Source organism: Allobosea sp. Tri-44, assembly GCF_004123845.1.
Lineage (GTDB): Bacteria > Pseudomonadota > Alphaproteobacteria > Rhizobiales > Beijerinckiaceae > Allobosea.
Genome location: NZ_NBDP01000015.1, coordinates 119972 through 140995, shown reverse-complemented (window position 1 = coordinate 140995; position 21024 = coordinate 119972). Strand labels below are relative to the sequence as shown.

The window sequence follows — 21024 nt, the reverse complement described above, 5'->3', positions numbered from 1 at the left end:
CGGAGCGGTTGCGCCCTAACCTCCGTTCGGATGAACTCTCCCTTCCGTTGGGTTCTGGTCACTAGGGGGCGTCATGCCGCTCAAGCACATTCTCGGTCTCGATCATGTCGTGGTGACGGTTCGCGATCTCGACGCGTCGGCCCGGCAATGGCAGAGCCTCGGCTTCACCGTCTCGCCGCGCGGCACGCATTCGCCCATTCTCGGCAGCGGCAACTACACGATCATGTTCGGCGAGGACTATGTCGAGCTGCTCGGCATCCTGGCCGAGACCGAGCACAACAAGCCCACCCGCGACTTTCTAAGGGAGCGCGAGGGCATCGAGCGGGCCGCCTTCACCACGGATGATGCCGCCGCCGGCGCCGCCGAACTCAAGAGCCGAGGGTTGGAGGCGCTCGGTCCTGTCCATTTCGGCCGTCCGGTCGACCTGCCCAATGGCGGCAAGGGTGAGGCCAAGTTCAACGTCTTCCGCTGGCCGCTCGACGAGACCCCCGGCAGCCTGCGCATCTTCGCCTGCCAGCATCTGACCCGCGAGACGGTCTGGATCCCGGAACTGCAGAGCCACGCCAATGGCGCGAACCGCATCATCCGCGTCGAGGTGCTCGCCAACGATGCCAAGGCCGCGGCCGAGCATCTGAGCCGGCTGATCGACGAGCCGGTGAAGCAGCAGGACGATGCCTGGCTGGTGCCGTCGGGCGGCAAGCGCGCCGACCTCCTGTTCTATGACGCCGACAGCCTCGCCCGGCGCTATCCGGATGCGATGCGGGTCGGAGCGGCGCCTGCCGGCGCCGCGGCGATCGTGCTGGCGAGCTCTGATCTTGATGGCGCTGCCAAGGCGCTCGGCCCTGTCGGCGTCCGCCATGGCGCGGCGCTCAGCGTTCCCGCAGCCTCCGCCAATGGCCTGATCGTGAGCTTCTTGCCGCAATAGGCTGGCTTCACCCTTTCGAGAACGGCCCCGTCGCATTGACGGGGCCTGGCCACGACCGCATCGTGCCGAGCCTGCACGCCGGCCCCAGGAGACCATCCATGGATATGACCCGCCGCGCCGCGCTGAAGACCAGCGCTGCCATCGCCTCCAGCGTGCTGTTCCCGATGCGCTCCTTCGGCCAGGAAACGCCACGCAAGCGCGGTGTCTTCACCGTCCACTACGGCGCTGAGCAGCGCCAGCTGAACCCGAGCCTGCAGGCCTCGACCGGCGTCTACATCATCGGCGGCAAGATCCAGGAGCAGCTGGTCGACCTCGACGCCAAGGGCCAGCCGGTCGGCGTGCTCGCCGAGAGCTGGGAAGCCGCGCCCGACGGCAAGACCATCACCTTCAAGCTCCGCCCCGGCGTGACCTGGCATGATGGCAAGCCCTTCACCTCCGCCGACGTGCAGTTCACGGCGATGGAGATGTGGAAGAAGATCCTGAACTACGGCACCACGCTGCAGCTCTTCCTCACCGCGGTTGACACGCCCGATCCGCTGACGGCGGTGTTCCGCTACGAGCGCCCGATGCCGCTCAACCTGCTGCTGCGGGCGCTGCCGGACCTCGGCTATGTCTCGCCGCGCCATCTCTACGAAGGCAAGGGCGACATCCGCCAGAACCCGGTCAATCTCGCGCCGGTCGGCACCGGCCCGTTCAAGTTCGTGCAGTATGAGCGCGGCCAGCACGTCATCGCCGAGCGCAACCAGAACTACTGGCGCGCCAACGCGCCTTATCTCGACCGGATCGTCTGGCGTGTGGTCACCGACCGCGCCGCGGCCGCCGCCCAGATGGAGGCGGGACAGATCCATTACAGCCCGTTCTCGGGCCTGACGATCTCGGACTCGGCCCGCCTCGGCAAGGACCCGCGCTTCATCGTCTCGACCAAGGGCAATGAGGGCAACGCCCGCACCAACACGGTCGAGTTCAATTTCCGCCGCAAGGAGCTCGCCGACATTCGCGTCAGGCGCGCCATTGCACACGCGCTCGACATTCCGTTCTTCATCGAGAACTTCCTCGGCGATTTCGCCAAGCGCGGCACCGGGCCGATCCCCTCGGTCTCGACCGATTTCTATCCGGCCGACAACGGCCCGCAATATCCATTCGACAAGAAGCTCGCCGCCAGGCTGCTCGACGAGGCCGGCTTCAAGCCCGGCGCCGGTGGTACGCGCTTCTCGCTGCGGCTTTTGCCTGCGCCCTGGGGCGAGGACATCACGCTCTTTGCCACCTTCATCCAGCAGTCGCTCGCCGATGTCGGCATCAAGGTCGACATCGTCCGCAACGATGGCGGCGGCTATCTGAAGCAGGTCTATGACGACCACGCCTTCGATCTCGCCACCGGCTGGCACCAGTACCGCAACGACCCGGCCGTCTCGACCACGGTGTGGTACCGTTCCGGCCAGCCGAAGGGCGCGCCCTGGACCAATCAGTGGGACTGGACCGACCCGGCCATCGACAAGCTGATCGACGATGCGGCGACCGAGGTCGATGCGGCCAAGCGCAAGGCGCTCTATGGCGACTTCGTGCGGCGCGCCAACACCGAGCTGCCGATCTGGACGCCGATCGAGCAGATCTTCCTGACCGCGATCAGCGCCAAGGCCCGCAACCACTCCAACACGCCGCGCTGGGGCTCCTCTTCCTGGCACGATCTGTGGCTGGCGGAGTGATCCCTTCGCTCACCCCCGCAGCCGAATTCGGCCGGTTCCCATGCGTGTCCTGACTCTTGCTGGGCGGCGTCTTGCCGCCTCGATCCCGACGCTCTTCCTGATCCTGATCGGGGTCTTCCTGCTGCTGCAGCTCGCGCCTGGCGACACCGTCGATGCGATGATGGCGCAGATGGGTGGCGGCGACGCTACCACCGCCAGGCAATTGCGCGAATTCTACGGGCTCGACCTCTCGGTCTGGGCCCAGCTCGGCAATTATCTCTGGCGGCTGGTCAGGCTCGATCTCGGCTTCTCCGCGATCTACGGCAAGCCGGTGGCGACGGTGATCGCCGAGCGGCTGCCGGCGACCATCCTTTTGATGACCGCCTCGCTCTCCTTCGCCTTCTTCTTCGGGCTGATCCTGGGCGTCGTCGCGGCGCGCGGCGTCAACAAATGGCCGGATACGCTGATCTCCACCTTCGGCCTGATGTTCTATGCGATGCCGACCTTCTGGTTCGGGCTGATGGCGATCGTCGTCTTCTCGATCTACCTGCAATGGCTGCCGGCCGGCGGCTTCGAGGACATCACCGTAAGCTACACGGGCTTGCGGCGGTCGCTCGACATCGCCCTGCACCTCGTCCTGCCGACGCTGACGCTCGGCCTGTTCTATATGGCGATTTATCTCCGCATCATGCGCGGCTCGATGCTCGAGGTACTGAACCTCGATTTCGTCCGCACGGCGCGCTCGAAGGGCATGGACGAGACACGCGTCGTAGTCCGCCATGTGCTGCGCAACGCGCTGCTGCCTATGGTCACGCTGATCGGCCTGCAGGCCGGCACCATGCTCGGCGGCTCGGTCGTGGTGGAGAGCGTATTCTCGCTGCCGGGGCTTGGGCGCCTCGCCTATGAATCGGTGATCCAGCGCGACCTCAACACGCTGCTCGGTATCGTCTTCGTCTCGGCGCTGCTGGTGATCGCCGTCAACTTCATCGTCGATCTGCTCTATGCCCGGCTCGACCCGCGCATCACGACCGGGAGCTGAGCCATGGATCTGGTGAAGCTCTATGTCCGCAGCCCGCCGGCGGTCATCGGCCTCTTGCTGCTCATCCTCGTGCTCGCCATGGCCGCGAGCGCCGACTTTCTCTATCCGCGCGACCCGCTGGCGCTCGCCGGGCGGCCGCTGATCTGGCCGTTCAGCAATCCGCGCTTCCTGCTCGGCACCGACAATTCCGGCCGCGACATCGCCGCCCAGATCTTCCATGGCGCGCGCATCTCGCTGCTGATCGGCGGCGTCGCGACGGTGATCTCGGTCATGATCGGCATCACCATCGGCGCCCTCGCCGGCTACTACGGCAGCTGGGTTGATACCGCGCTGATGCGCGTTACCGAGGCGTTCCAGACCCTGCCGAACTTTCTGCTGCTGCTGGTGCTGGTCGCGGTTTTCGGCTCGACCATCACCACCGTCACTGTCGCCATCGGCATCGTCTCATGGCCGGCCTCGGCCCGACTGACGCGGGCCGAGTTCCTCTCGCTGCGCAACCGGGAATTCGTGCAGGCGGGCCGAACGCTCGGCCTCAAGGATGCCAGGCTGATCTTCGGCGAGATCCTGCCGAACGCGCTGCCACCGGTGATCGTCTATGCCAGCGTCGTGATGGCGATCGCGATCCTGCTCGAAAGCGCGCTCGCCTTCCTCAAGCTCTCCGATCCGAACGTCGCCTCCTGGGGCAATCTGATCGGCGCAGGCCGCGACGTGCTGCGCGTGCAATGGTATGTCTCGGCCATCCCCGGCATCGCCATCCTCGTCACCGTGCTCGCCGTCTCGCTGGTCGGGCAGGGGCTCAACGATGCCCTCAATCCGAGGCTGAAGAGCCGATGAGCCCGATCCTCGTCCTCGACGATGTCAGCGTGAAGCTGCCGGCTGGCGGCGACCGCTCGCACGCCATGGAAAAGGTCTCGCTCGCTCTGGCGGCGAACGAGATCCTCTGCGTCGTCGGCGAATCCGGCTCCGGCAAGTCGATGACCGCCAACGCGATCATGCGGCTCCTGCCCGGCGGCGTCACGATCGACGGCGGCCGCATCCTGTTCGAGGGGCGCGACCTCTGCGGGCTCAGCGAAGCCGAGATGCGCAAGGTGCGCGGCGCCGGCATCGCCATGATCTTCCAGGAGCCGATGACGGCGCTCAACCCGCTGCGCAGCATCGGCGACCAGATCGGCGAGATGTTCGAGCTGCATACCGAGCTATCGGCAGCCGGGATCAAGGCCCGCACGCTCGCGCTGCTCGACGAGGTGCGCATTCCCGATCCGGCACTCGCCTTCAAGGCCTATCCGCACGAGCTTTCCGGCGGCCAGCGCCAGCGCGCCATGATCGCGATGGCGCTGGCGCTTGATCCCAAGGTGCTGATCGCCGACGAGCCGACCACGGCGCTCGACGTCACCACCCAGGCGCAGATCCTCAAGCTGATCCGCGACCTGCAGCGCCGCAAGGGCACGGCCGTCCTGTTCATCACCCATGATTTCGGCGTCGTCGCCGAGATTGCCGACCGAGTCGCGGTGATGAGCAAGGGCGAGGTCGTCGAGCAAGGCGAGACCGAGGCCGTGCTCGGCAACCCGCAGCATGCCTATACCCGCCAACTGATCGCCGCGGTGCCGCCGCTCAAGGCGCCGCCGGCGCGGGCCTTGTCCGCAGAGCCGATCATGACGATCGGCCATGTCTCGAAGACCTACCGCACCGGCGGCTTCCTCGGGCGCGGCCAGCGCGTCACCCATGCCGTCAAGGATGTCTCGCTGGTGCTGCCCAAGGGTGCGACGCTCGGCATCGTCGGCGAGTCCGGCTCGGGCAAGTCGACCCTGGCGCGCTGCCTGGTGCGCCTGATTGATCCGGAGAGCGGCGAGATCCGCCTGAACGGCATCGACCTCGCGAGCCTCAGCCGCGAGGAGATGCGTTCGGCGACGCGCGATATCCAGATGGTGTTCCAGGACCCGTTCGCCTCGCTGAACCCGCGCCGCAAAGCCGGCGAGGCTGTGGCGCAGGGGCTGATCGTTCACGGCATGGCGCGGCCTCAGGCGATGATCCGCGCCAAGGAGCTGTTCGGGCTGGTCGGGCTCGACCCGGCAGCGACCGAACGCTATCCGCATGAATTCTCGGGCGGCCAGCGCCAGCGCATCGGCCTTGCCCGGGCACTGGCGCTCGAGCCGGCGGTGCTGGTCGCCGACGAGCCGGTCTCGGCGCTCGATGTCTCCGTGCAGGCGCAGGTGCTGAAGCTGCTGGCGGAATTGCGCGAGCGCCTCGGTCTCTCGATCGTCTTCATCACCCATGACCTGCGTGTCGCCGCGCAGGTCTGCGATCTCGTCGCGGTGATGAAGAGCGGGGAGGTGGTGGAGGCGGGGCCGATCGGCACGGTCTTCGGTGAGCCGCAGCACCCCTATACGAAGGCGCTGCTCGCCTCGATCCCGGGCCGTGAGTTCGGCCAGGGCGAAAGGCTTGCGGAAGAGGCTACGGCCTGATCCAGGATCGTCGTCGCCGAGGCAGGCTGATCGTGAGCGAGCGGCTGCTTGCGGGCGTCTACTGCGCCACGAGATGCGCGACCGCTTTACGCTCGGCAGCGGGCGTCACCATTTCTTTCCCAGCAGGTCCTTCAGCGCGACGTTGTCCAGCATCGCATCGGCCAGCATCCGTCTGAGCTTGGCGTTCTCGTCCTCCGGCGTTGGAAGACGCCGGGCCTCGGACACGTCCATCCCGCCGAACTTCGCTTTCCATTGGTAGATGCTGGCGTCGCTCATATCGTGCTTGCGGTACAGATCCGCGACCGAGACCCGGATTCCGGTCCCGTCGAGATCGCGATGATCTGCTTTTCCGAGAAGCGGCGGTGCTTTATGTCCTGGTCCTCTCGATGGGCCAGAACGAACTTCGAACTTGATCAACCCCAGAGGGTAGCGTTACCTCGTTTCTCCTAATGAGTGAGTTCCCGCCTTGAGCCGACCGGTGTCGTCTTCTGCCTCGGCCTCGATCGTCTCGTCAGCGCTGGCGTCGTGCCGGGGTTCGTTCGTGGTCGTCGGCGTGTTCTCTGGCGTCATCAACCTCTTGATGCTGTCGGGCTCGTTCTACATGCTCCAGGTCTATGACCGGGTGCTGAGCTCGCGCAGCGTCCAGACGCTGATTGGCCTGTCGTTGCTGCTGCTCGCCGCCTATGTGCTGCAAGGCTTCCTCGACGGTATCCGCGTCAGGCTGCTCGCCCGGATCGGCGCGCGCTTCGACGAGGCGGTCTCGCCATCCGCCTTCGCCGCGGCCCAGAAGCTGCCGCTGCTCGGCTTTCGGCCGGAGCAGGCGTTGCAGCCGGTCCGCGATCTCGACCAGCTCCGCGGCTTTTTATCCTCGCTCGGCCCGACCGCGCTGCTCGACATGCCCTGGCTGCCGCTGTTCCTGGCCGGCGCCTTCTTCCTCCACCCCTGGCTCGGCTGGCTCGTCGTCACTGGGGGCCTCGTCATCGTCCTGCTGACTTGGCTGACCGAGCTGAAGAGCCGCGAGGCGACCAAGGCGCAGCTCATGAGCGGCGCGGCCCGGCAGGCGATCGCGGAGGCCAGCCGCCGCAATGCCGAGGCGCTGACGGCGATGGGCATGGCGCCCGCCTTCCAGCGCAAATGGCGCGAGCTCAACCTGCGCCATGTCCGCGACTGGCTCGCCGGCTCGGACGCGACCAGCGGCATCGGCGCCTTCGCCAAGGTCTTCCGCATGGTGCTGCAATCGGCGGTGCTGGGGCTCGGCGCCTATCTTGCCATGCATAACGAGATCTCGGGCGGGGCGATGATCGCCGCCTCGATCATGACCTCGCGCGCGTTGGCGCCGATCGAGATCGCCGTCGCCCATTGGAAGGGCTTCGTCGGCGCGCGCCAGGGCCTGAAGCGGCTGCGGCAGGTGCTGGACTCGCCCGCCTTCGCTGAGAATGAGCGCACAGCCTTGCCGGCGCCGCGCCGTGAACTTACCGCCGACGGGCTGATCGTCGCCGCGCCGGGCAGGCAGGCGCCGATCCTGCAAGGTGTCTCGCTCGTACTCAAGGCCGGCCAGGGCCTCGGCATCATCGGGCCGAGCGCGTCCGGCAAGTCGACGCTGGTCCGGGCGCTGGTCGGGGTCTGGCGCCCGCTCAAGGGCGAGGTCCGGCTCGACGGTGCCGCGCTCGGCCAATGGGAGCCGAGCGAGCTCGGTCGCCATATCGGCTATCTGCCGCAGGACATCGAGCTGTTCGAGGGCACGGTGGCACAGAACATCGGCCGCTTCGATGAAGGTGCCAAGGACGGGGCGATCGTCGCGGCGGCGCAGGCCGCCGGCGCGCATGAGCTGATCCTGCGGCTCGAGCAGGGCTATGACACGAAGCTCGGCGAAGCCGGGGCGACCCTGTCCGGCGGCCAGCGCCAGCGCATCGGCCTGGCGCGGGCGCTCTATGGCGAGCCCTTCCTCACCGTGCTCGACGAGCCCAACTCCAATCTCGACCATGATGGCGACGAGGCGCTGACCCGGGCGATCCGCGGGGTCCGTGAGCGCGGCGGCATCGTCATCGTCGTCACCCATCGCCAGACCGCGATTGCCGGCGTCGACCATCTCGCGATGATGGCCGATGGCCGCATCCAGGCCTTCGGCCCGAAGGAGGAGATCCTGCAGAAGGTGCTGAAGCAAGGCGGTTTGCCGAATGTTAAACGCCAGCCGGCGGTGGCGTCATGAGCGAAGCGGCCTCCCGGGAACAGCAGGGCTTCGGACGTTCCTTGCGCGGCCTTGCGCTCGCCGGCTGCGTCGGCCTTGCCCTGTTCGCCGGCACCGTCGGGGTCTGGGCGGTGGCGACGACCCTGTCGGGTGCGGTCATCGCCAGCGGCCAGTTCGTCGTCGATGGCAATGTCAAGAAGGTCCAGCACGCGACCGGCGGCATCGTCGGCGAGCTCAAGGTGCGCGAGGGCGACCGTGTCGAGCAGGATCAGGTGGTGATCCGCCTCGACGATACCGTGACTCGCGCCAACCTCCAGGTCGTGGTCAAGCAGCTCGACGAACTTGGCGTCCGCCGCGGCCGGGTCGAGGCCGAGCGTGCGGGCAAGGACGTGATCGCCTTCGTGGCCGATCTCACCGCCCGCCGACACGAGCCGGAGCTCGCCGAGCTGATCGGCGCCGAGATGAGCCTGTTCGAGGCCAGGCGCGCCGCCCGCGATGGCCAGAAGGCTCAGCTTTCCGCGCGCATCGCCCAGCTCGGCGACGAGATCATCGGCCTGAAGGCCCAGCAGACGGCGCGCGATCTGCAGGCGTTGCTGATCGAGGAAGAGCTGACCGGGATCCGCTGGCTCTATGCCAGGAACCTGGTCGCGCTCAATCGCCGGACCGCGCTCGAGCGCGAAGCGGCAAGCCTCGACGGCCAGAGGGGCCAGCTCATCGCGGGGTTGGCCCAGGCGCAAGGCAAGATCGCCGAGACCAGGCTGCAGATCATCCAGATCGACGCTGCCCTGCGCGAGGAGGTGATGAAGGAGCTGCGCGAGATTCAAGCGCGGAGCGCCGAGCTGGTCGAGCGCCGCGTCGCGGCCGAGGACCAGATGAAGCGGGTCGAGATCCGCAGCCCGAGCTCAGGCTTCGTGCACCAGCTCGCCGTGCACACGGTCGGCGGCGTGATCACTCCGGCGGAACCGGCCATGCTGGTCGTGCCGGCCGAGGACGCGCTCCAGGTCGAGGCACGGATCAATCCGCCCGATATCGACCAGATCGCGCTCGGCCAGGAGGCGCGGATCAAGATCCACGCCTTCAACCAGCGCACCACACCCGAACTCGCCGGCAAGGTCACGCGCATCTCCGCCGACACCAGCCGCGACCAGCAGACCGGCGCGGCCTTCTATACCATCCGCGTCTCGATGCCGGCCGCCGAGTTCAACCGCCTCGGCCAAAACCGCATCGCTGCCGGCATGCAAGCCGAGGTCTTCGTGCGCACCGAAGACCGAACCCCACTCGAATACATCGTCAAACCCCTCAAGGACCAGATCGCAAAAGCCTTCAGGGAACGATGAAGATGCGCGTTCAAATCGATACGGCAGTTATCCTCGCGCAATGCGAGTGAATTGCCTTGATTTGAAGCTGTATAACCGACGACCGTCGTTGCTTCTGATGGCGGCGCGCACTTACAAAAGACAGTGTCTGTTCTAGGGTCGGAAGCATAATGTCCAAAGATTCAACGGAATTGCTCGAATTGTCTGCGATAGTCGTCGCGGCCTTCGTTCGCCATAACCGCCTTCCCCAGGCCGAGCTTGCCGGTCTCATTGAACAGACCCATGCGGCGCTGGGCTGCCTCGGCCAGGAGTCCGCAGCCCCGCCGGCCGAAAAGCCTGTTCCGGCGGTCCCGATCAAGAAATCCGTGACGCCTGACGCAATCTACAGCCTCGAAGACGGCAAGCCGTTCAAGTCGCTGAAACGGCATCTGCGGTCGGCCTACGACATGTCGCCGGAGGACTACCGCGCCAAATGGGACCTGCCCGCCGACTATCCGATGGTCGCGCCGAACTACGCCGAGGCGCGCTCGCAGATGGCCAAGAGCCTGGGACTGGGTCGGAAGAAGGGCCAGAGTGTTCCGACGAGGCGAAACAGGAGGAGCTGATCTAAGCCTGCGACAGCAGCGCCCGCGTCCGAGCCATGACTTAATGCGGACGTGACTGCTTCCTCCCTGGCTGACATCCCGCCAGCTCACGCGGACCTTCCGCTTTGCCTCCTCGATGTCGTGACGGCGGCCGAACTCGGCTGCCGACCGACGTTTGCCATTTGACATCGCCGAGCAGCAGACAGGATGCAGATTAGGCGCGATCTGCGACGCGCCGGAAATCGCGCTCCGAGCCCGCCGAGCCATCAGTTATAACCGTCTCAAGATTGTCTGCCAGCACGCAGAAACGCATCGTCAGAGAAGCTGCGATTTTCAGAAGATCAAGCTGGCCGTCGATCAGGATCGATTGAAGATCTCGATTGTCTAAGTCGCCGCCGCGGTCCGGAAGCTGCTTTTCAATCTCACGATAGATCGCTTCAGCCAGCCGTTCGCAATCGCACGACATGCGTGATCCATCCTTCGATTTCTGCCTTTGCTATAGATGGGATGGAACCGCGAAAAGGAAAGCGCTCTCGAAACTGCTCGAATGCGCGGGATTGCGACCGCGCGGTAACCGCGGAGCTTCTTCGGCGCTTCGGTCTCACGAAAATCCGATTTGCGGCGGCACTCTGATGACGATTCGTCTGGTGCCTTTCGTTTTTGGGGTATTCGAAATTCGGGTTGAGTTCAGCGGCCGGTTTCACCGCTTCAGGCGCCGGCTTTGGCTTCAACCCAACCCGAACTCTATACGGCCCTGCTCCAGGCGCTCATCCAGGCGCGCAAGGACGCCGGCATCACGCAGGTTGAATTGGCTACGCAGATAGGCCGCCGGCAGACCTTCGTGTCGAAATACGAGACCGAGGAACGGCGCCTTGACGTCGCCGAGTACATCGCAAATCGCGAGGGCGATGGGCTTCGAGCCTTGCGGGCTGATGCAAATGGTAGAGCAAGCCGATCCGCCTGGGGGGTAAGCGAGGCCGAAATTGGCCCTCTCCAGAAATCCGGAAGGTGCGCTTATAGACTGGTTGGTTTGGATACGCGCCGCTAAGCGGCGGGCGGGAGCTGGCCTATGGTGGCCCGCTCGATCAGCCTGACGCCGAGATTCACGCGCAGGATGCTGGCCTCGGGGTCGGCGATACGGCGCATCAGGGATTGCACGCCGAGCCGCCCGAGCTCGCCGCGATCGATCCGGATCGTGGTCAAAGGCGGCCGGCTATGGGTCGCGATCGAGATGTCGTCGATGCCGATGACGGAGACGTCTTCGGGAACCCTGACACCTTCGCTCTGCAGTCCCTGCATGACGCTGAGCGCAACCACGTCGGTCGCGCAGAAGAACGCGGTCACGCCGTCCAGCCGCCCGTCCTGCAGGGCCTGCCTGATCGCGCGCTGCGCCTGGGGCAGTTCGACCCGCATCTGGAACAGGTCGATCAAATGCCTGTCGGGATCGAACTCGATCCCGGCTTCCTCAATCGCCATCTTGAAGCCCTCGAGACGGCGTTGCATCGACAGGCGATGCCGCGACGCCACATGCACGATGCGCCGGTGGCCGGCGGCCAGCAGCCGGCGTGTCGCCAGCCAGCCGGCGCTCCAATTGTCTGGCAGCACGCAATCGAGCCGCATCGTCCGATCCATGCCGTTGACCAGCACCGCCGGCAGTTTCGATGCGACGAGCCTGTCGATGACGACGGGATCGTCCATGCCGACGGCCATGACGGTTCTGGGCCGGGCACCGAGCAACTCGTCCAGCTCGGCGACGACCCGGCCATCGGCATGCGAGGTCAGCCGGACATCGAGCTTCAGCGAGTTCGCCGCAGCCTCCGCAATGACACTCTGGACGACCCCTTCGTAGAATTGCGAGTTGGAGTAAGCCTCCGCCGGGATGACGAGCACCGCGCCATCGACACCGGCCTTCTGCAGCGAGCGGGCGCTGCGATTGCCCTGATAGCCCAGCTGCTCCGCCAGGCCGAGAATCCGGCGGCGGCTTTCGTCGCCGACGCCGCCGCGATTGTTCAGCACCTTGGAGACGGAGGCGACCGAGACTCCCGCCGCATCGGCGATGTCGCGCAGGGTCGGTGCCAGGGTCTCGTCGTCGCTCATCCGGGCCACTTCTGCAGACCGCTCCCGCATAGGGAGAGACAGGGAATGGAACGCCGCGTCACGACCAGAAGAACCGATCGTGACCAAGCGAGCGCATCAACGCCTCCATAAAGTAATAATCACCATAGGGAAGCATCGTATCGGAATAGCCGGCCCTGACATGCGAGGCGCCGTGGGCAAGGAGCCCGAGCGCCTTCGGATCACGGGTCAGATCGCAATGATCGAGCAGCCCAGCAAGCAGCCGGTCGCCCAGAGCGCGCCAGCGCGCCGCCTCCTCGGGCTCGGACTGGTCCGCCAGGAGATAGACGCCCGCCGCCATGATTGCGGCGGCCGAACTGTCGCGATGCGTCCCGCGCTGTTCCGGCGCGCCGAAATCCCAGGCCGGCACGGCATCGCCCTCCATCAGCGCTTCGGCCTTGGTCGCCAGCCGCCGGGCCGCTTCGGCATAGGCCGGATTGCCCGTCGTCACGGCCGATTGCGCGAAGCCATGGATCAGCCAGGCCTGTCCGCGCGACCAGCAGGACGCGTCGGCATAGCCCTGATGAGTCTCGCCGCGCAGCGGCTTGCCGCTGGCGATGTCGAAGACGAAGGTGTGGAAGGAGGTGTCGTCCGGCCGGACGATGTGCTCGAGCGTGGTCTGTGCATGGGCATCGGCCGCCTCGCGGAAATCCACCCGACCGGTCTCGCGATGGGCCCAGTAGAGCAGCGCGAGATTCTGCATGGTGTCGGCGATAATCCGGCCATTGGCGAATTCGGCCTGCATGCGCTGGGAATGAACCTGCCTGGCGTTCCAGGCCTGGATGTAGCGCCCGTCGGGCCGGTAGCGAGCGACGAGCTGCCGCGCCGCGGCGAGCGCCATCTCATGCGCCTCGTCGTCTCCCGTCATCAGCCATTCGGCCACGCAGCTCAGCGAAAACTGGAAGCCGAGATCGTGGTTCTGCGCGTTCTGATAGGCGAGGATGCCGCGGAACACCGCCCGCCGCGCCCGCGCTGCGTTGAGGAAGGCCGGATCCCCGGTCAACTGCAGCGCCAACCAGAGCTGTCCAGCCTGGAAGCTGACCACCCAGTCATAGGGCCCGCAATAGACCCAGCTGTTGTCGGGAAGGCCGATCTTGGGATTGCGCAGCCCGATCACGGGCATGGTCTGACGCAGCTTGGCGATGCAGCGCTCCAGCGCCTCCTGGTGAGGCCGGGTGTCGCGCCTGGTGGCGGCGGCAGCCTCGACGGTCGAGAAATAGGTGCTTGGCTCGATGCGCATCGCTCGTCTCCCGTGGACGAGCAGTTTTCGCATCAACAAATTAATTTCGTCAACAACGAAAATTTCTATTGAAGCCGATATTTTTCTTTCCTATCGTTTGCCAACATCGAGAGGTCCTGGGGGAGGAGCCGATGCCGAACGCCGCAGCTGCGAGTGCGCGCGCCGTCCAAGGGGACGACCTCGCCGGCTACGGCTTCCTGCTGCCGTGGCTGCTCGGCTTCATGCTGCTCACGCTCGGGCCGGTCGCCGCGTCCTTCTACCTGTCACTGACCGACTATAGCGGCCTGTCGGCGCCGAACTGGGTGGGCATCGAGAACTATACGCGGATCGCCACCGACGACCCGCGCTTCATCACGGCCATGACCGTGACGTTCACCTTCGTGCTGCTGTCGGTGCCGCTCAAGCTGCTCTTCGCCCTCGGCGTGGCGGTCGCCCTGAACAAGGGCTTGACCGGGCTCTCGTTCTTCCGGGCGGTGTTCTACCTGCCCTCGCTGATCGGAGGCAGCGTCGCGATCGCCGTGCTCTGGCGCCAGGTCTTCGCCGGAGACGGGCTCCTCAATCAGGCCCTGCACGCCCTGTTCGGCTACGAGGGTCCGAGCTGGATCGCCAATCCGTTGACCTCGCTCTACACGCTCGTCCTGCTGGCGGTATGGCAGTTCGGCTCGTCGATGATCATCTTCCTCGCCGGGCTGCGCCAGATCCCGCAGGACATCTACGAGGCGGCCAGCATCGACGGCGCCCAGCCCGTCCGGCAGTTCTTCAGGATCACTCTGCCCCTGCTCACGCCGGTGATCTTCTTCAACGCCGTCATCCAGACGATCGACGCATTCAAGGCCTTCACCTCGGCCTTCGTGATCAGCGACGGCACCGGCGGCCCGATCGACTCGACGCTGTTCTACACCCTCTACCTCTACCAGGAAGCCTTCACGAATTTCCGCTTCGGCTACGCTTCGGCGCTGGCCTGGATTCTGGTGCTGATCATCGCGGCCTTCACCGCGCTCTCGTTCCTGTCGGCGCGCTACTGGGTACACTACGATGACTGAGGTGGTCCGGGCTCCCGCCATCGCGTTTCCGGCGGCGCCGAGCCGGGCCGACAGTGCTTCGCCCTGGGGGCGCGCCTTCGCCTATGCGCTGCTGCTCGCCGTGACCTTCGTGCTGCTCTATCCGCTGCTCTGGATGGTGGCGAGCTCGCTGAGACCGGACTCCGAGATCTTCCATTCGACCTCGCTGATCCCGCAGGCTCCGACCTTCGACGCCTATCGCCGCGGCTGGAACGGGCTGAGCGTCGGCTTCAGCCAGCTCTTCCTCAACTCGCTGCTGATCTCGGTGCTGGTCGTTGTCGGCAACGTGATGTCCTGCGCGATGGCGGCCTATGCCTTCACGCGGCTGCGCTTCCGGGGCCGGGGCTTCTGGTTCGCCATGATGCTGGGCACACTGATGCTGCCGCAGCATGCCGTGCTGATCCCGCAATACATCATGTTCCTGAAGCTCGGCTGGGTGAACACGATCCTGCCGCTGACCATCCCGAAATTCCTCGCCGTCGACGCCTTCTTCGTCTTCCTGATGGTGCAGTTCTTCCGCGGCATCCCGCGCGAACTCGACGAGGCAGCGGTGATGGACGGTTGCGGCCCGCTGCGCATCTTCCTGAAGGTCATCCTGCCGCTGTCGACGCCGGTTCTGGCGACGGCCGCGGTGTTCTCCTTCATCTGGACCTGGGACGATTTCTTCGCGCCGCTGATCTACCTGAACGACATCGAGAAATACACCGCCCAGCTCGGCCTGCGCACCTTCGTCGACTCGGCCGGGCAATCGGACTGGGGCGCGCTCTTCGCCATGTCGACGCTCACCGTCCTGCCGATCTTCATCCTGTTCCTGATGTTCCAGCGCCTGCTGATTGAAGGCATCGCGACGACTGGCATGAAGCGATGACCCGCCCCCTTCGCCCCACCGGACGACAGCCGAGATGACCATGCTATCGCTCACGCAGGTTCAGAAGCGCTTTGGCGCCGTCGAGGTCATCCGCGGCGTCGATCTTACGATCACGAGCGGCGAGTTCGTGGTCTTCGTCGGCCCATCCGGCTGCGGCAAGTCGACCCTGCTCAGGATGATCGCCGGCCTCGAGCCGATCTCGGGCGGCGAATTGTCGATCGGCGGCGTACGGATGAACGAGACCGCAGCCTCGCAGCGCGGCATCGCCATGGTCTTCCAGTCCTATGCGCTCTATCCGCATATGAGCGTCTACAAGAACATGTCGTTTGGCCTCGAGACGGCGCGGATGCGAAAGGCCGAGATCGACAGGCGCGTGCGCAAGGCCGCCGACATCCTGCAGATCACCCCGCTGCTCGAGCGCAAGCCGCGGCAGCTCTCGGGCGGCCAGCGCCAGCGCGTCGCCATCGGCCGCGCCATCGTGCGCGACCCGAAGATCTTCCTGTTCGACGAGCCGCTGTCCAATCTCGATGCCGAATTGCGTGTCCAGACGCGGGTCGAGATCGCCAAGCTTCATGCCGATATCGGCGCGACCATGATCTACGTCACGCATGACCAGGTCGAGGCGATGACGCTGGCCGACCGGATCGTGGTGCTGCGGGCCGGCATCGTCGAGCAGCAGGGCACGCCGCTCGACATCTACAACAAGCCGGCCAACCGGTTCGTCGCGGGCTTCATCGGCTCGCCCAAGATGAACTTTCTCGACGTCACCGCCACCGCCGGCGGCGGCGACACCGCCACGATCGGACTCGGCGCCAGCCGGTTCAGCATGTCCATCCGCCGCGGTTTCGATGCCAGCGAGCGGCTGACGCTTGGGATACGGCCGGAACATGTGGTGACCGGAGGCACTGCCGAGATCGACCTCGGCACGCTCACCATCGTCCATGTCGAACAGCTCGGCGGCCAGACCATCGCCTACGGCCGGCTTATCGACGGCCAGGCACTCAATGTGGTGCTCGAAGGTCAGCGCCGGATCAGCGCGGGCGACAGCCTGCCGGTCGGCGCCATGGCGGGAGGCTGCCACCTCTTTGGAAGCGACGAACTGCGCCTGAACAGCTGAAACCGGGATCAACGACAACAACAATATCCAGGGAGGAGAGAGACATGCTCAGCAGACGCGACACCCTGCGCGGTGGCCTTGCACTCGGCGCCACCGCCCTCGCACCAGCCGCCGGCTTTAACGCCCTGGCCGCCGACACGGTCATGCGGCTCTACTGGTGGGGCACCCCCACCCGCACCGAGCGAACGCTGGGCGCCGCCCGGCTGTTCGAGGCGGCCAATGCCGGGGTCAAGATCAATGGCGAGGTCGGCGGAGCCGACTACTGGTCGAAGCTGACAACCATGATCGCCGGGGGCAATGCGCCCGACATCTACCAGCTCGAACCCGGCCGCTTCCCCGACTACAGCCGCCGTGGCGCCACCCGGCCGCTGGACGAATACCTCGGCAAGATCATCCGGACCGACCGGCTCTCGCCCGGCGTGCTGGCGCTGGGTACGCTCGACGGCAAGGTCACCGGCATGCCCCTGTCGCTCAACGCCTTCGCGCTGCTCTATCATGCCGAGGTCTTCAAGGAGGCCGGCATCGCGCCGCCCACGGCCAAGACGACCTGGGACCAGTTCGCCAAGCTCTGCGTCGACCTGACCAAGGCGATGGGCAAGAAGAACGTATGGGCCGTCGGCAACTGCTCGCGTTACATGCAGACCTTCCAGTCCTGGCTCCTCCAGCGCGGCAAGCTCATCTTCACGCCGGAAGGCCGGCCAGGCTTCGATGCCAAGGACGGCGCCGAGTGGTTCGCCTACTGGGACGCGCTCGCCAAGGCAGGCGGCTGCGCCAACGCTGAAGTTCAGGCTCTCGACAAGGCCAATGTCGACAGCAACCAGATGGCGCGCGGCAACGCCGTCATGACGCTGTCTTACTCCAATCTCCTGGCTGCCTATCAGGCGGTCGCCAAAGCACCGCTCGACATCACGTCGCTACCGGTCCAGAGCGAATCCACGCCGTCCGGCTTGTTCTACCGGCCGGGTCTGCACTGGTCGATCGCGAGCACCGCCAAGTCGCCCGAGCTGGCCGCCCGCTTCATCGACTTCTTCATCAACGACGTCGAAGCGGGCAAGGTGCTCGGGGTCGAGCGCGGTGCCCCGGTCAACCTCGATGTCATGGCGGCAATCGCGCCGACGATCGACCCGCTGGAGCGCAAGGTCCTCGACTACCTCAAGGCGATCGAGGGGCGGGTCGTCCCCTATCCGCCGCCCTATCCGCTCGGCACCTCCGAATTCGACGAACGCTCCTTCCGCTCGATCGCCGACAAGGTCGCGTTCGGACAGCTCAGCCCGACGAAAGCCGGCGAGCAGCTGCTCGCCGATGCCTTGCGCATCATCAAGCCTTAGCGCGGTGCAAGACCATCGCGGAGCGCCCGGCCGGCGCTCCGCTCCGACGACGGGCGCCCGCATCACGGCCGGCGACAGGTGACCATGACCGATACGATGTTTCCGGAAGGGCTCTTCCGCCCCTGGTCCGGTAATCCGCTGCGCAGTCGCGCCGATGTCGAAATGGCGCTGCGCGCCCTGGCGGAGCCGGTCGAGCGCTATCGCTCCGCCGGTGGAGCACGCTTACGCCTCTCAGCTACCGCCGCTCATTTCGACCAGGCACCGGCGGATATGGAAGGCTATGCCCGCCTGCTCTGGGGTCTGGCTCCGGCACAGGCGGGAGGCGCCGACTGGATCGATTGGGGTCCGATCGCGCGTGGCCTCGCCAATGGCTGCGATCCCGATCATCCGGAATTCTGGGGCTGGCCCGGCCAGGTCGACCAGCGATTGGTCGAACTTGCGGCGATCGGCTTCGCCCTGCGGCTGGTCCCTGACAAGCTCTGGGAACCTCTCGACGCCCGCGCCCGGACGCAGGTCGCCGACTATCTCCGGCGCGGCCACGCTTGCGACTTCGCCGACAACAACTGGAAGTTCTTCCGGCTGATGATCGGCATGGCGCTGGGCAGCGTCGGCGCCGACTATGACCGCTCGCTCGACGAGCGCTATGCCGAGGAGATCGAGGCGTTCTATTTCGGCGATGGCTGGTACAGCGACGGCAATGTCCGGCGCGCCGACCATTACATCCCGTTCGCCTTCCACTTCTACGGACCGCTGCTCGCTGCGCTGCAGGGCGGCGAGCGAGCTGGCGCCTATCGCGAGCGCGCCCGGCTGATCGCGCCTGACATCGCGCGCTGGTTCGCCGATGAAGGTCCGGCGCTCGCCTTCGGGCGCTCGATGACCTACCGCTTCGCCATCGCCGGCTTCTGGGGGGCACTCGCCTTGATCGGCGAGGAGGCTCTGCCCTGGGGCCAGATCAAGGGCTTCTACCTGCGCAATCTGCGCTGGTGGGGGCAGCGCCCCATGGCCGAGCGCGACGGCATCCTGCCCGTCGGCTATGGCTATCCCGACCTGCACATGTGCGAGAGCTATAACTCGCCGCAATCACCCTACTGGGCCTTCAAGGCCTTCCTGCCGCTCGCCTTGCCGGAGGAGCATCCGTTCTGGGCGGCGGAGGAAGAAGCCTGCCCGCCGCGGCCCGCTCCCGCAGTGCTGCCCCATGCCGGCATGGTCGTGGCCAATCCCCCTGGCGATGCCGTCGCGCTGAGCTGCGGCCAGCAGACCGAGCCGACCAATCGCTGGGCCCGGCTCGGCGCGCAGAAATACGCGAAGTTCGCCTATTCGGCGCGCTACGGCTTCAGCGTCGAGAGCGATCCCTTACGCCTGTCGGAAGCCGTGCTCGACAACATGATCGGCTTCAGCAGCGACGGCCAGCATTACCGTTTCCGCGAGTACAATGAGGAGGCACTGCTCGCCGGCGACCTTCTGTTCGCGCGCTGGCGCCCCTATGCCGATGTCGCGGTCGAGACCTGGATGTACTGGCAGGACGACCACCATGTCCGGGTGCATCGCGTCACGACGCCGCGCCGGCTCATCACGGTCGAAGGCGGCTTCGCAATCCCGCGCCCGCCTGGGCCTGTTGAGGGGCACCGCGCTGCTCCCGGCGAAGCGATCATCCGGACCCCCACCGACCTGTCGGCACTGTTCGATCTTTCGCCGAGCTTCCGGCGCGACGGAAAAGCCCAGATCGCCCCGCCCAACACCAATCTGGTCGCAGCGAAGACGCTGCTCCCGCAATTGGTCGGGGAGGTTCCGGTGGGGAGCTCCGTCCTGGCCTGCGCCGTGATCGCCGGCCCGCGCTCGACGGCGCTCGACGCTTGCGTCGAGGCAGGCCGGTGGACACCGCCGGACCTCGCCATGCTCGAAGAGAGGATCGCTCGGCTCGGCCGGCCGACCAGCCTGATGCGGCGCCCGGGCTGAGCGAGCCTGGAGGCAGGCTCTGCGCGCCCGCGGATCGAAGGTTGAGGGGCACGACGACGCGACCTTCGCCTGCGGCAGCTCAGCAGGCGATGTCGCGTTGGGAAGGAAACTCTGGTGCGCCAATCAGGAACGTCTGCCTCACGGCGATATGCCAACGCCTGCAAATGGCGCACCGAGGATTGACCTGGGCGTCTGGCCTTGCTCAGCTCCGTTGGGCAGAGCGGTTTGAACGATTATGGCCTTCGGCGTCTTCATCCATCGTCAGGATTCAATCTATGACGATAGCCCCGCCGAGCGGTATCAGTTCCCACGTCAATATCTCGGTCGCGTACAGGCCTGCCTCGGCGACTGGATCATCTACTATGAGCCGCGGAAGGTTGCCGGAACACGTGGCTACTTTGCGATGGCCAGGGTCCAGCAAGTGATCGCTGATCCGGCCGCGCCGGATATGTACATCGCCGTTATCGAGCCGGGCAGCTATCTCGACTTTGCCAACCCAGTTCCTTTCGCGGATGCTCAAGGCGTGATTGAGCGCGGCGTTCTGAATGAGGAGGGGCGCATCTCTGGTCGCGCTCAGGCGGCGGTCCGCCCGCTTTCACCTGCCGACTTCGATCGAATCACTAGCCTCGGCTTGGACGACGAAGTTCCGCTCTTGCCACGTGTCGGTGAGAATACGGCGTCTGATGGCTTTGCGGAGGAGCAGGCGCCGTTTGTGTTCGAGCAGGATCGCGAGCGAGCGAGGTTCCTTACGTCCCGTATAGTGCGCGACCGGGTGTTCCGCCGTGTCGTTCTGCGCGCCTATGATGAGCGCTGCGCGATCACAGGTCTAAAGCTGATCAACGGCGGTGGCCGAGCCGAAGTTGCCGCGGCTCACATTCGCCCCGTCGAGGCGAATGGGCCGGACATCGTCAACAATGGCATCGCCTTATCAGGCACCGTTCACTGGATGTTCGACCGGGGTTTGATCAGCCTGTCGGACGATCTCGATATCCTCATCTCCCGGCAGGCCAACGATACGGATGGGATACGCAGCTTCATCAACAGGACGGGTCGAGCACTACTGCCGCTGCGAGCCCACGACCGCCCGCATCCGCATTTCCTGCAGTGGCATCGAGAAAAATGCTTCAAACAGTGAGGGTTAGC

At 65.9% G+C, this 21024-nt stretch carries 18 protein-coding genes and 1 pseudogene; 15 read left to right on the top strand and 4 right to left on the bottom strand.

Annotation, left to right across the window (positions count from 1 at the left end):
* The first annotated feature begins 73 nt into the window (after nt 1–73).
* From B6S44_RS10130 to B6S44_RS10110, 5 genes are all read left to right on the top strand, one after another.
* Nucleotides 74–925, top strand: a complete 852-nt coding sequence (locus tag B6S44_RS10130) for a VOC family protein (RefSeq protein WP_129156778.1) — start codon at nt 74–76, stop codon at nt 923–925.
* A gap of 98 nt (nt 926–1023) precedes the next feature.
* A complete protein-coding gene (locus B6S44_RS10125; RefSeq protein ID WP_129156777.1) occupies nt 1024–2628 on the top strand; it encodes an ABC transporter substrate-binding protein in 1605 nt (534 codons plus the stop codon).
* 40 nt (nt 2629–2668) lie between these two features.
* The gene (locus tag B6S44_RS10120) at nt 2669–3646 is read left to right on the top strand and encodes an ABC transporter permease (protein ID WP_129156776.1); all 978 of its coding nucleotides are present in this window, start codon (nt 2669–2671) and stop codon (nt 3644–3646) included.
* Nucleotides 3647–3649: 3 nt separating this feature from the next.
* Nucleotides 3650–4480, top strand: a complete 831-nt coding sequence (locus tag B6S44_RS10115) for an ABC transporter permease (RefSeq protein ID WP_129156775.1) — start codon at nt 3650–3652, stop codon at nt 4478–4480.
* Entirely contained in the window at nt 4477–6108 is a 1632-nt protein-coding gene (locus B6S44_RS10110; protein ID WP_129156774.1) for an ABC transporter ATP-binding protein, read from the top strand. The genes B6S44_RS10115 and B6S44_RS10110 overlap by 4 nt, the downstream gene beginning before the upstream one ends.
* 64 nt (nt 6109–6172) lie before the next feature.
* On the opposite strand, the pseudogene B6S44_RS10105 reads toward B6S44_RS10110, so the two are convergent.
* Nucleotides 6173–6479 (bottom strand): annotated as a pseudogene (locus B6S44_RS10105) (transposase); the annotation flags it as partial.
* Nucleotides 6480–6586: 107 nt separating this feature from the next.
* On the opposite strand from B6S44_RS10105, the gene B6S44_RS10100 reads away from it, so the two are divergent.
* The 3 genes from B6S44_RS10100 to B6S44_RS10090 all read left to right on the top strand — a co-directional run bounded on the left by B6S44_RS10100 (nt 6587) and on the right by B6S44_RS10090 (nt 10217).
* Entirely contained in the window at nt 6587–8317 is a 1731-nt protein-coding gene (locus B6S44_RS10100; protein WP_206735124.1) for a type I secretion system permease/ATPase, read from the top strand.
* The gene (locus tag B6S44_RS10095) at nt 8314–9633 is read left to right on the top strand and encodes an HlyD family type I secretion periplasmic adaptor subunit (RefSeq protein WP_129156773.1); all 1320 of its coding nucleotides are present in this window, start codon (nt 8314–8316) and stop codon (nt 9631–9633) included. Before B6S44_RS10100 ends, B6S44_RS10095 begins: the two co-directional genes overlap by 4 nt.
* A 149-nt stretch (nt 9634–9782) precedes the next feature.
* A complete protein-coding gene (locus tag B6S44_RS10090; protein WP_129156772.1) occupies nt 9783–10217 on the top strand; it encodes a Ros/MucR family transcriptional regulator in 435 nt (144 codons plus the stop codon).
* Between the two features lie 193 nt (nt 10218–10410).
* Here the strand turns inward: B6S44_RS10090 and B6S44_RS10085 are convergent, their stop codons facing one another.
* The gene (locus tag B6S44_RS10085) at nt 10411–10662 is read right to left on the bottom strand and encodes a hypothetical protein (protein WP_129156771.1); all 252 of its coding nucleotides are present in this window, start codon (nt 10660–10662) and stop codon (nt 10411–10413) included.
* 255 nt (nt 10663–10917) lie between these two features.
* Here B6S44_RS10085 and B6S44_RS30045 point away from each other — a divergent pair, with 255 nt between their 5' ends.
* On the top strand, nt 10918–11244 hold the full coding sequence (locus B6S44_RS30045) for a helix-turn-helix domain-containing protein (protein ID WP_206735123.1): 327 nt from the start codon (nt 10918–10920) through the stop codon (nt 11242–11244).
* On the opposite strand, the gene B6S44_RS10075 is transcribed toward B6S44_RS30045, so the two are convergent.
* Together B6S44_RS10075 and B6S44_RS10070 are read right to left on the bottom strand one after the other, a co-directional pair.
* Nucleotides 11241–12293 (bottom strand): LacI family DNA-binding transcriptional regulator, encoded by a 1053-nt coding sequence (locus tag B6S44_RS10075; protein ID WP_164985779.1) that lies wholly within the window; start codon nt 12291–12293, stop codon nt 11241–11243. The genes B6S44_RS30045 and B6S44_RS10075 overlap by 4 nt on opposite strands.
* Nucleotides 12294–12351: 58 nt before the next feature.
* On the bottom strand, nt 12352–13551 hold the full coding sequence (locus tag B6S44_RS10070) for a YyaL domain-containing protein (RefSeq protein ID WP_164985778.1): 1200 nt from the start codon (nt 13549–13551) through the stop codon (nt 12352–12354).
* A 131-nt stretch (nt 13552–13682) separates the two neighbouring features.
* Between B6S44_RS10070 and B6S44_RS10065 the strand changes: the two genes are divergently transcribed.
* The 6 genes from B6S44_RS10065 to B6S44_RS10040 all read left to right on the top strand — a co-directional run bounded on the left by B6S44_RS10065 (nt 13683) and on the right by B6S44_RS10040 (nt 21016).
* On the top strand, nt 13683–14594 hold the full coding sequence (locus B6S44_RS10065) for a carbohydrate ABC transporter permease (protein WP_129156768.1): 912 nt from the start codon (nt 13683–13685) through the stop codon (nt 14592–14594).
* Between the two features lie 133 nt (nt 14595–14727).
* The gene (locus B6S44_RS10060; RefSeq protein WP_248309543.1) at nt 14728–15480 is read left to right on the top strand and encodes a carbohydrate ABC transporter permease; all 753 of its coding nucleotides are present in this window, start codon (nt 14728–14730) and stop codon (nt 15478–15480) included.
* 34 nt (nt 15481–15514) lie between these two features.
* Nucleotides 15515–16597, top strand: coding sequence for an ABC transporter ATP-binding protein (locus B6S44_RS10055; RefSeq protein WP_129156766.1), 1083 nt, complete (start codon nt 15515–15517; stop codon nt 16595–16597).
* 44 nt (nt 16598–16641) lie between these two features.
* A complete protein-coding gene (locus B6S44_RS10050; RefSeq protein ID WP_129156765.1) occupies nt 16642–17925 on the top strand; it encodes an ABC transporter substrate-binding protein in 1284 nt (427 codons plus the stop codon).
* 84 nt (nt 17926–18009) lie between these two features.
* Nucleotides 18010–19881, top strand: a complete 1872-nt coding sequence (locus B6S44_RS10045) for a DUF2264 domain-containing protein (protein ID WP_248309530.1) — start codon at nt 18010–18012, stop codon at nt 19879–19881.
* Nucleotides 19882–20116: 235 nt separating this feature from the next.
* Nucleotides 20117–21016: an HNH endonuclease gene (locus B6S44_RS10040; protein ID WP_129156764.1), complete on the top strand. Its 900-nt coding sequence runs from the start codon at nt 20117–20119 to the stop codon at nt 21014–21016.
* Nucleotides 21017–21024: the final 8 nt, after the last annotated feature.

Excerpts from the sequence above, each read along its gene's own strand:
- B6S44_RS10130 (WP_129156778.1), top strand. The coding sequence starts at position 74 with ATGCCGCTCAAGCACATTCTCGGTCTCGATCATGTCGTGGTGACGGTT.
- B6S44_RS10125 (WP_129156777.1), top strand. The coding sequence starts at position 1,024 with ATGGATATGACCCGCCGCGCCGCGCTGAAGACCAGCGCTGCCATCGCC.
- B6S44_RS10120 (WP_129156776.1), top strand. The coding sequence starts at position 2,669 with ATGCGTGTCCTGACTCTTGCTGGGCGGCGTCTTGCCGCCTCGATCCCG.
- B6S44_RS10115 (WP_129156775.1), top strand. The coding sequence starts at position 3,650 with ATGGATCTGGTGAAGCTCTATGTCCGCAGCCCGCCGGCGGTCATCGGC.
- B6S44_RS10110 (WP_129156774.1), top strand. The coding sequence starts at position 4,477 with ATGAGCCCGATCCTCGTCCTCGACGATGTCAGCGTGAAGCTGCCGGCT.
- B6S44_RS10095 (WP_129156773.1), top strand. The coding sequence starts at position 8,314 with ATGAGCGAAGCGGCCTCCCGGGAACAGCAGGGCTTCGGACGTTCCTTG.
- B6S44_RS10090 (WP_129156772.1), top strand. The coding sequence starts at position 9,783 with ATGTCCAAAGATTCAACGGAATTGCTCGAATTGTCTGCGATAGTCGTC.
- B6S44_RS10085 (WP_129156771.1), bottom strand. The coding sequence starts at position 10,662 with ATGTCGTGCGATTGCGAACGGCTGGCTGAAGCGATCTATCGTGAGATT.
- B6S44_RS10075 (WP_164985779.1), bottom strand. The coding sequence starts at position 12,293 with ATGAGCGACGACGAGACCCTGGCACCGACCCTGCGCGACATCGCCGAT.
- B6S44_RS10070 (WP_164985778.1), bottom strand. The coding sequence starts at position 13,551 with ATGCGCATCGAGCCAAGCACCTATTTCTCGACCGTCGAGGCTGCCGCC.
- B6S44_RS10065 (WP_129156768.1), top strand. The coding sequence starts at position 13,683 with ATGCCGAACGCCGCAGCTGCGAGTGCGCGCGCCGTCCAAGGGGACGAC.
- B6S44_RS10060 (WP_248309543.1), top strand. The coding sequence starts at position 14,728 with ATGGTGGCGAGCTCGCTGAGACCGGACTCCGAGATCTTCCATTCGACC.
- B6S44_RS10055 (WP_129156766.1), top strand. The coding sequence starts at position 15,515 with ATGACCATGCTATCGCTCACGCAGGTTCAGAAGCGCTTTGGCGCCGTC.
- B6S44_RS10050 (WP_129156765.1), top strand. The coding sequence starts at position 16,642 with ATGCTCAGCAGACGCGACACCCTGCGCGGTGGCCTTGCACTCGGCGCC.
- B6S44_RS10045 (WP_248309530.1), top strand. The coding sequence starts at position 18,010 with ATGACCGATACGATGTTTCCGGAAGGGCTCTTCCGCCCCTGGTCCGGT.
- B6S44_RS10040 (WP_129156764.1), top strand. The coding sequence starts at position 20,117 with ATGGCCTTCGGCGTCTTCATCCATCGTCAGGATTCAATCTATGACGAT.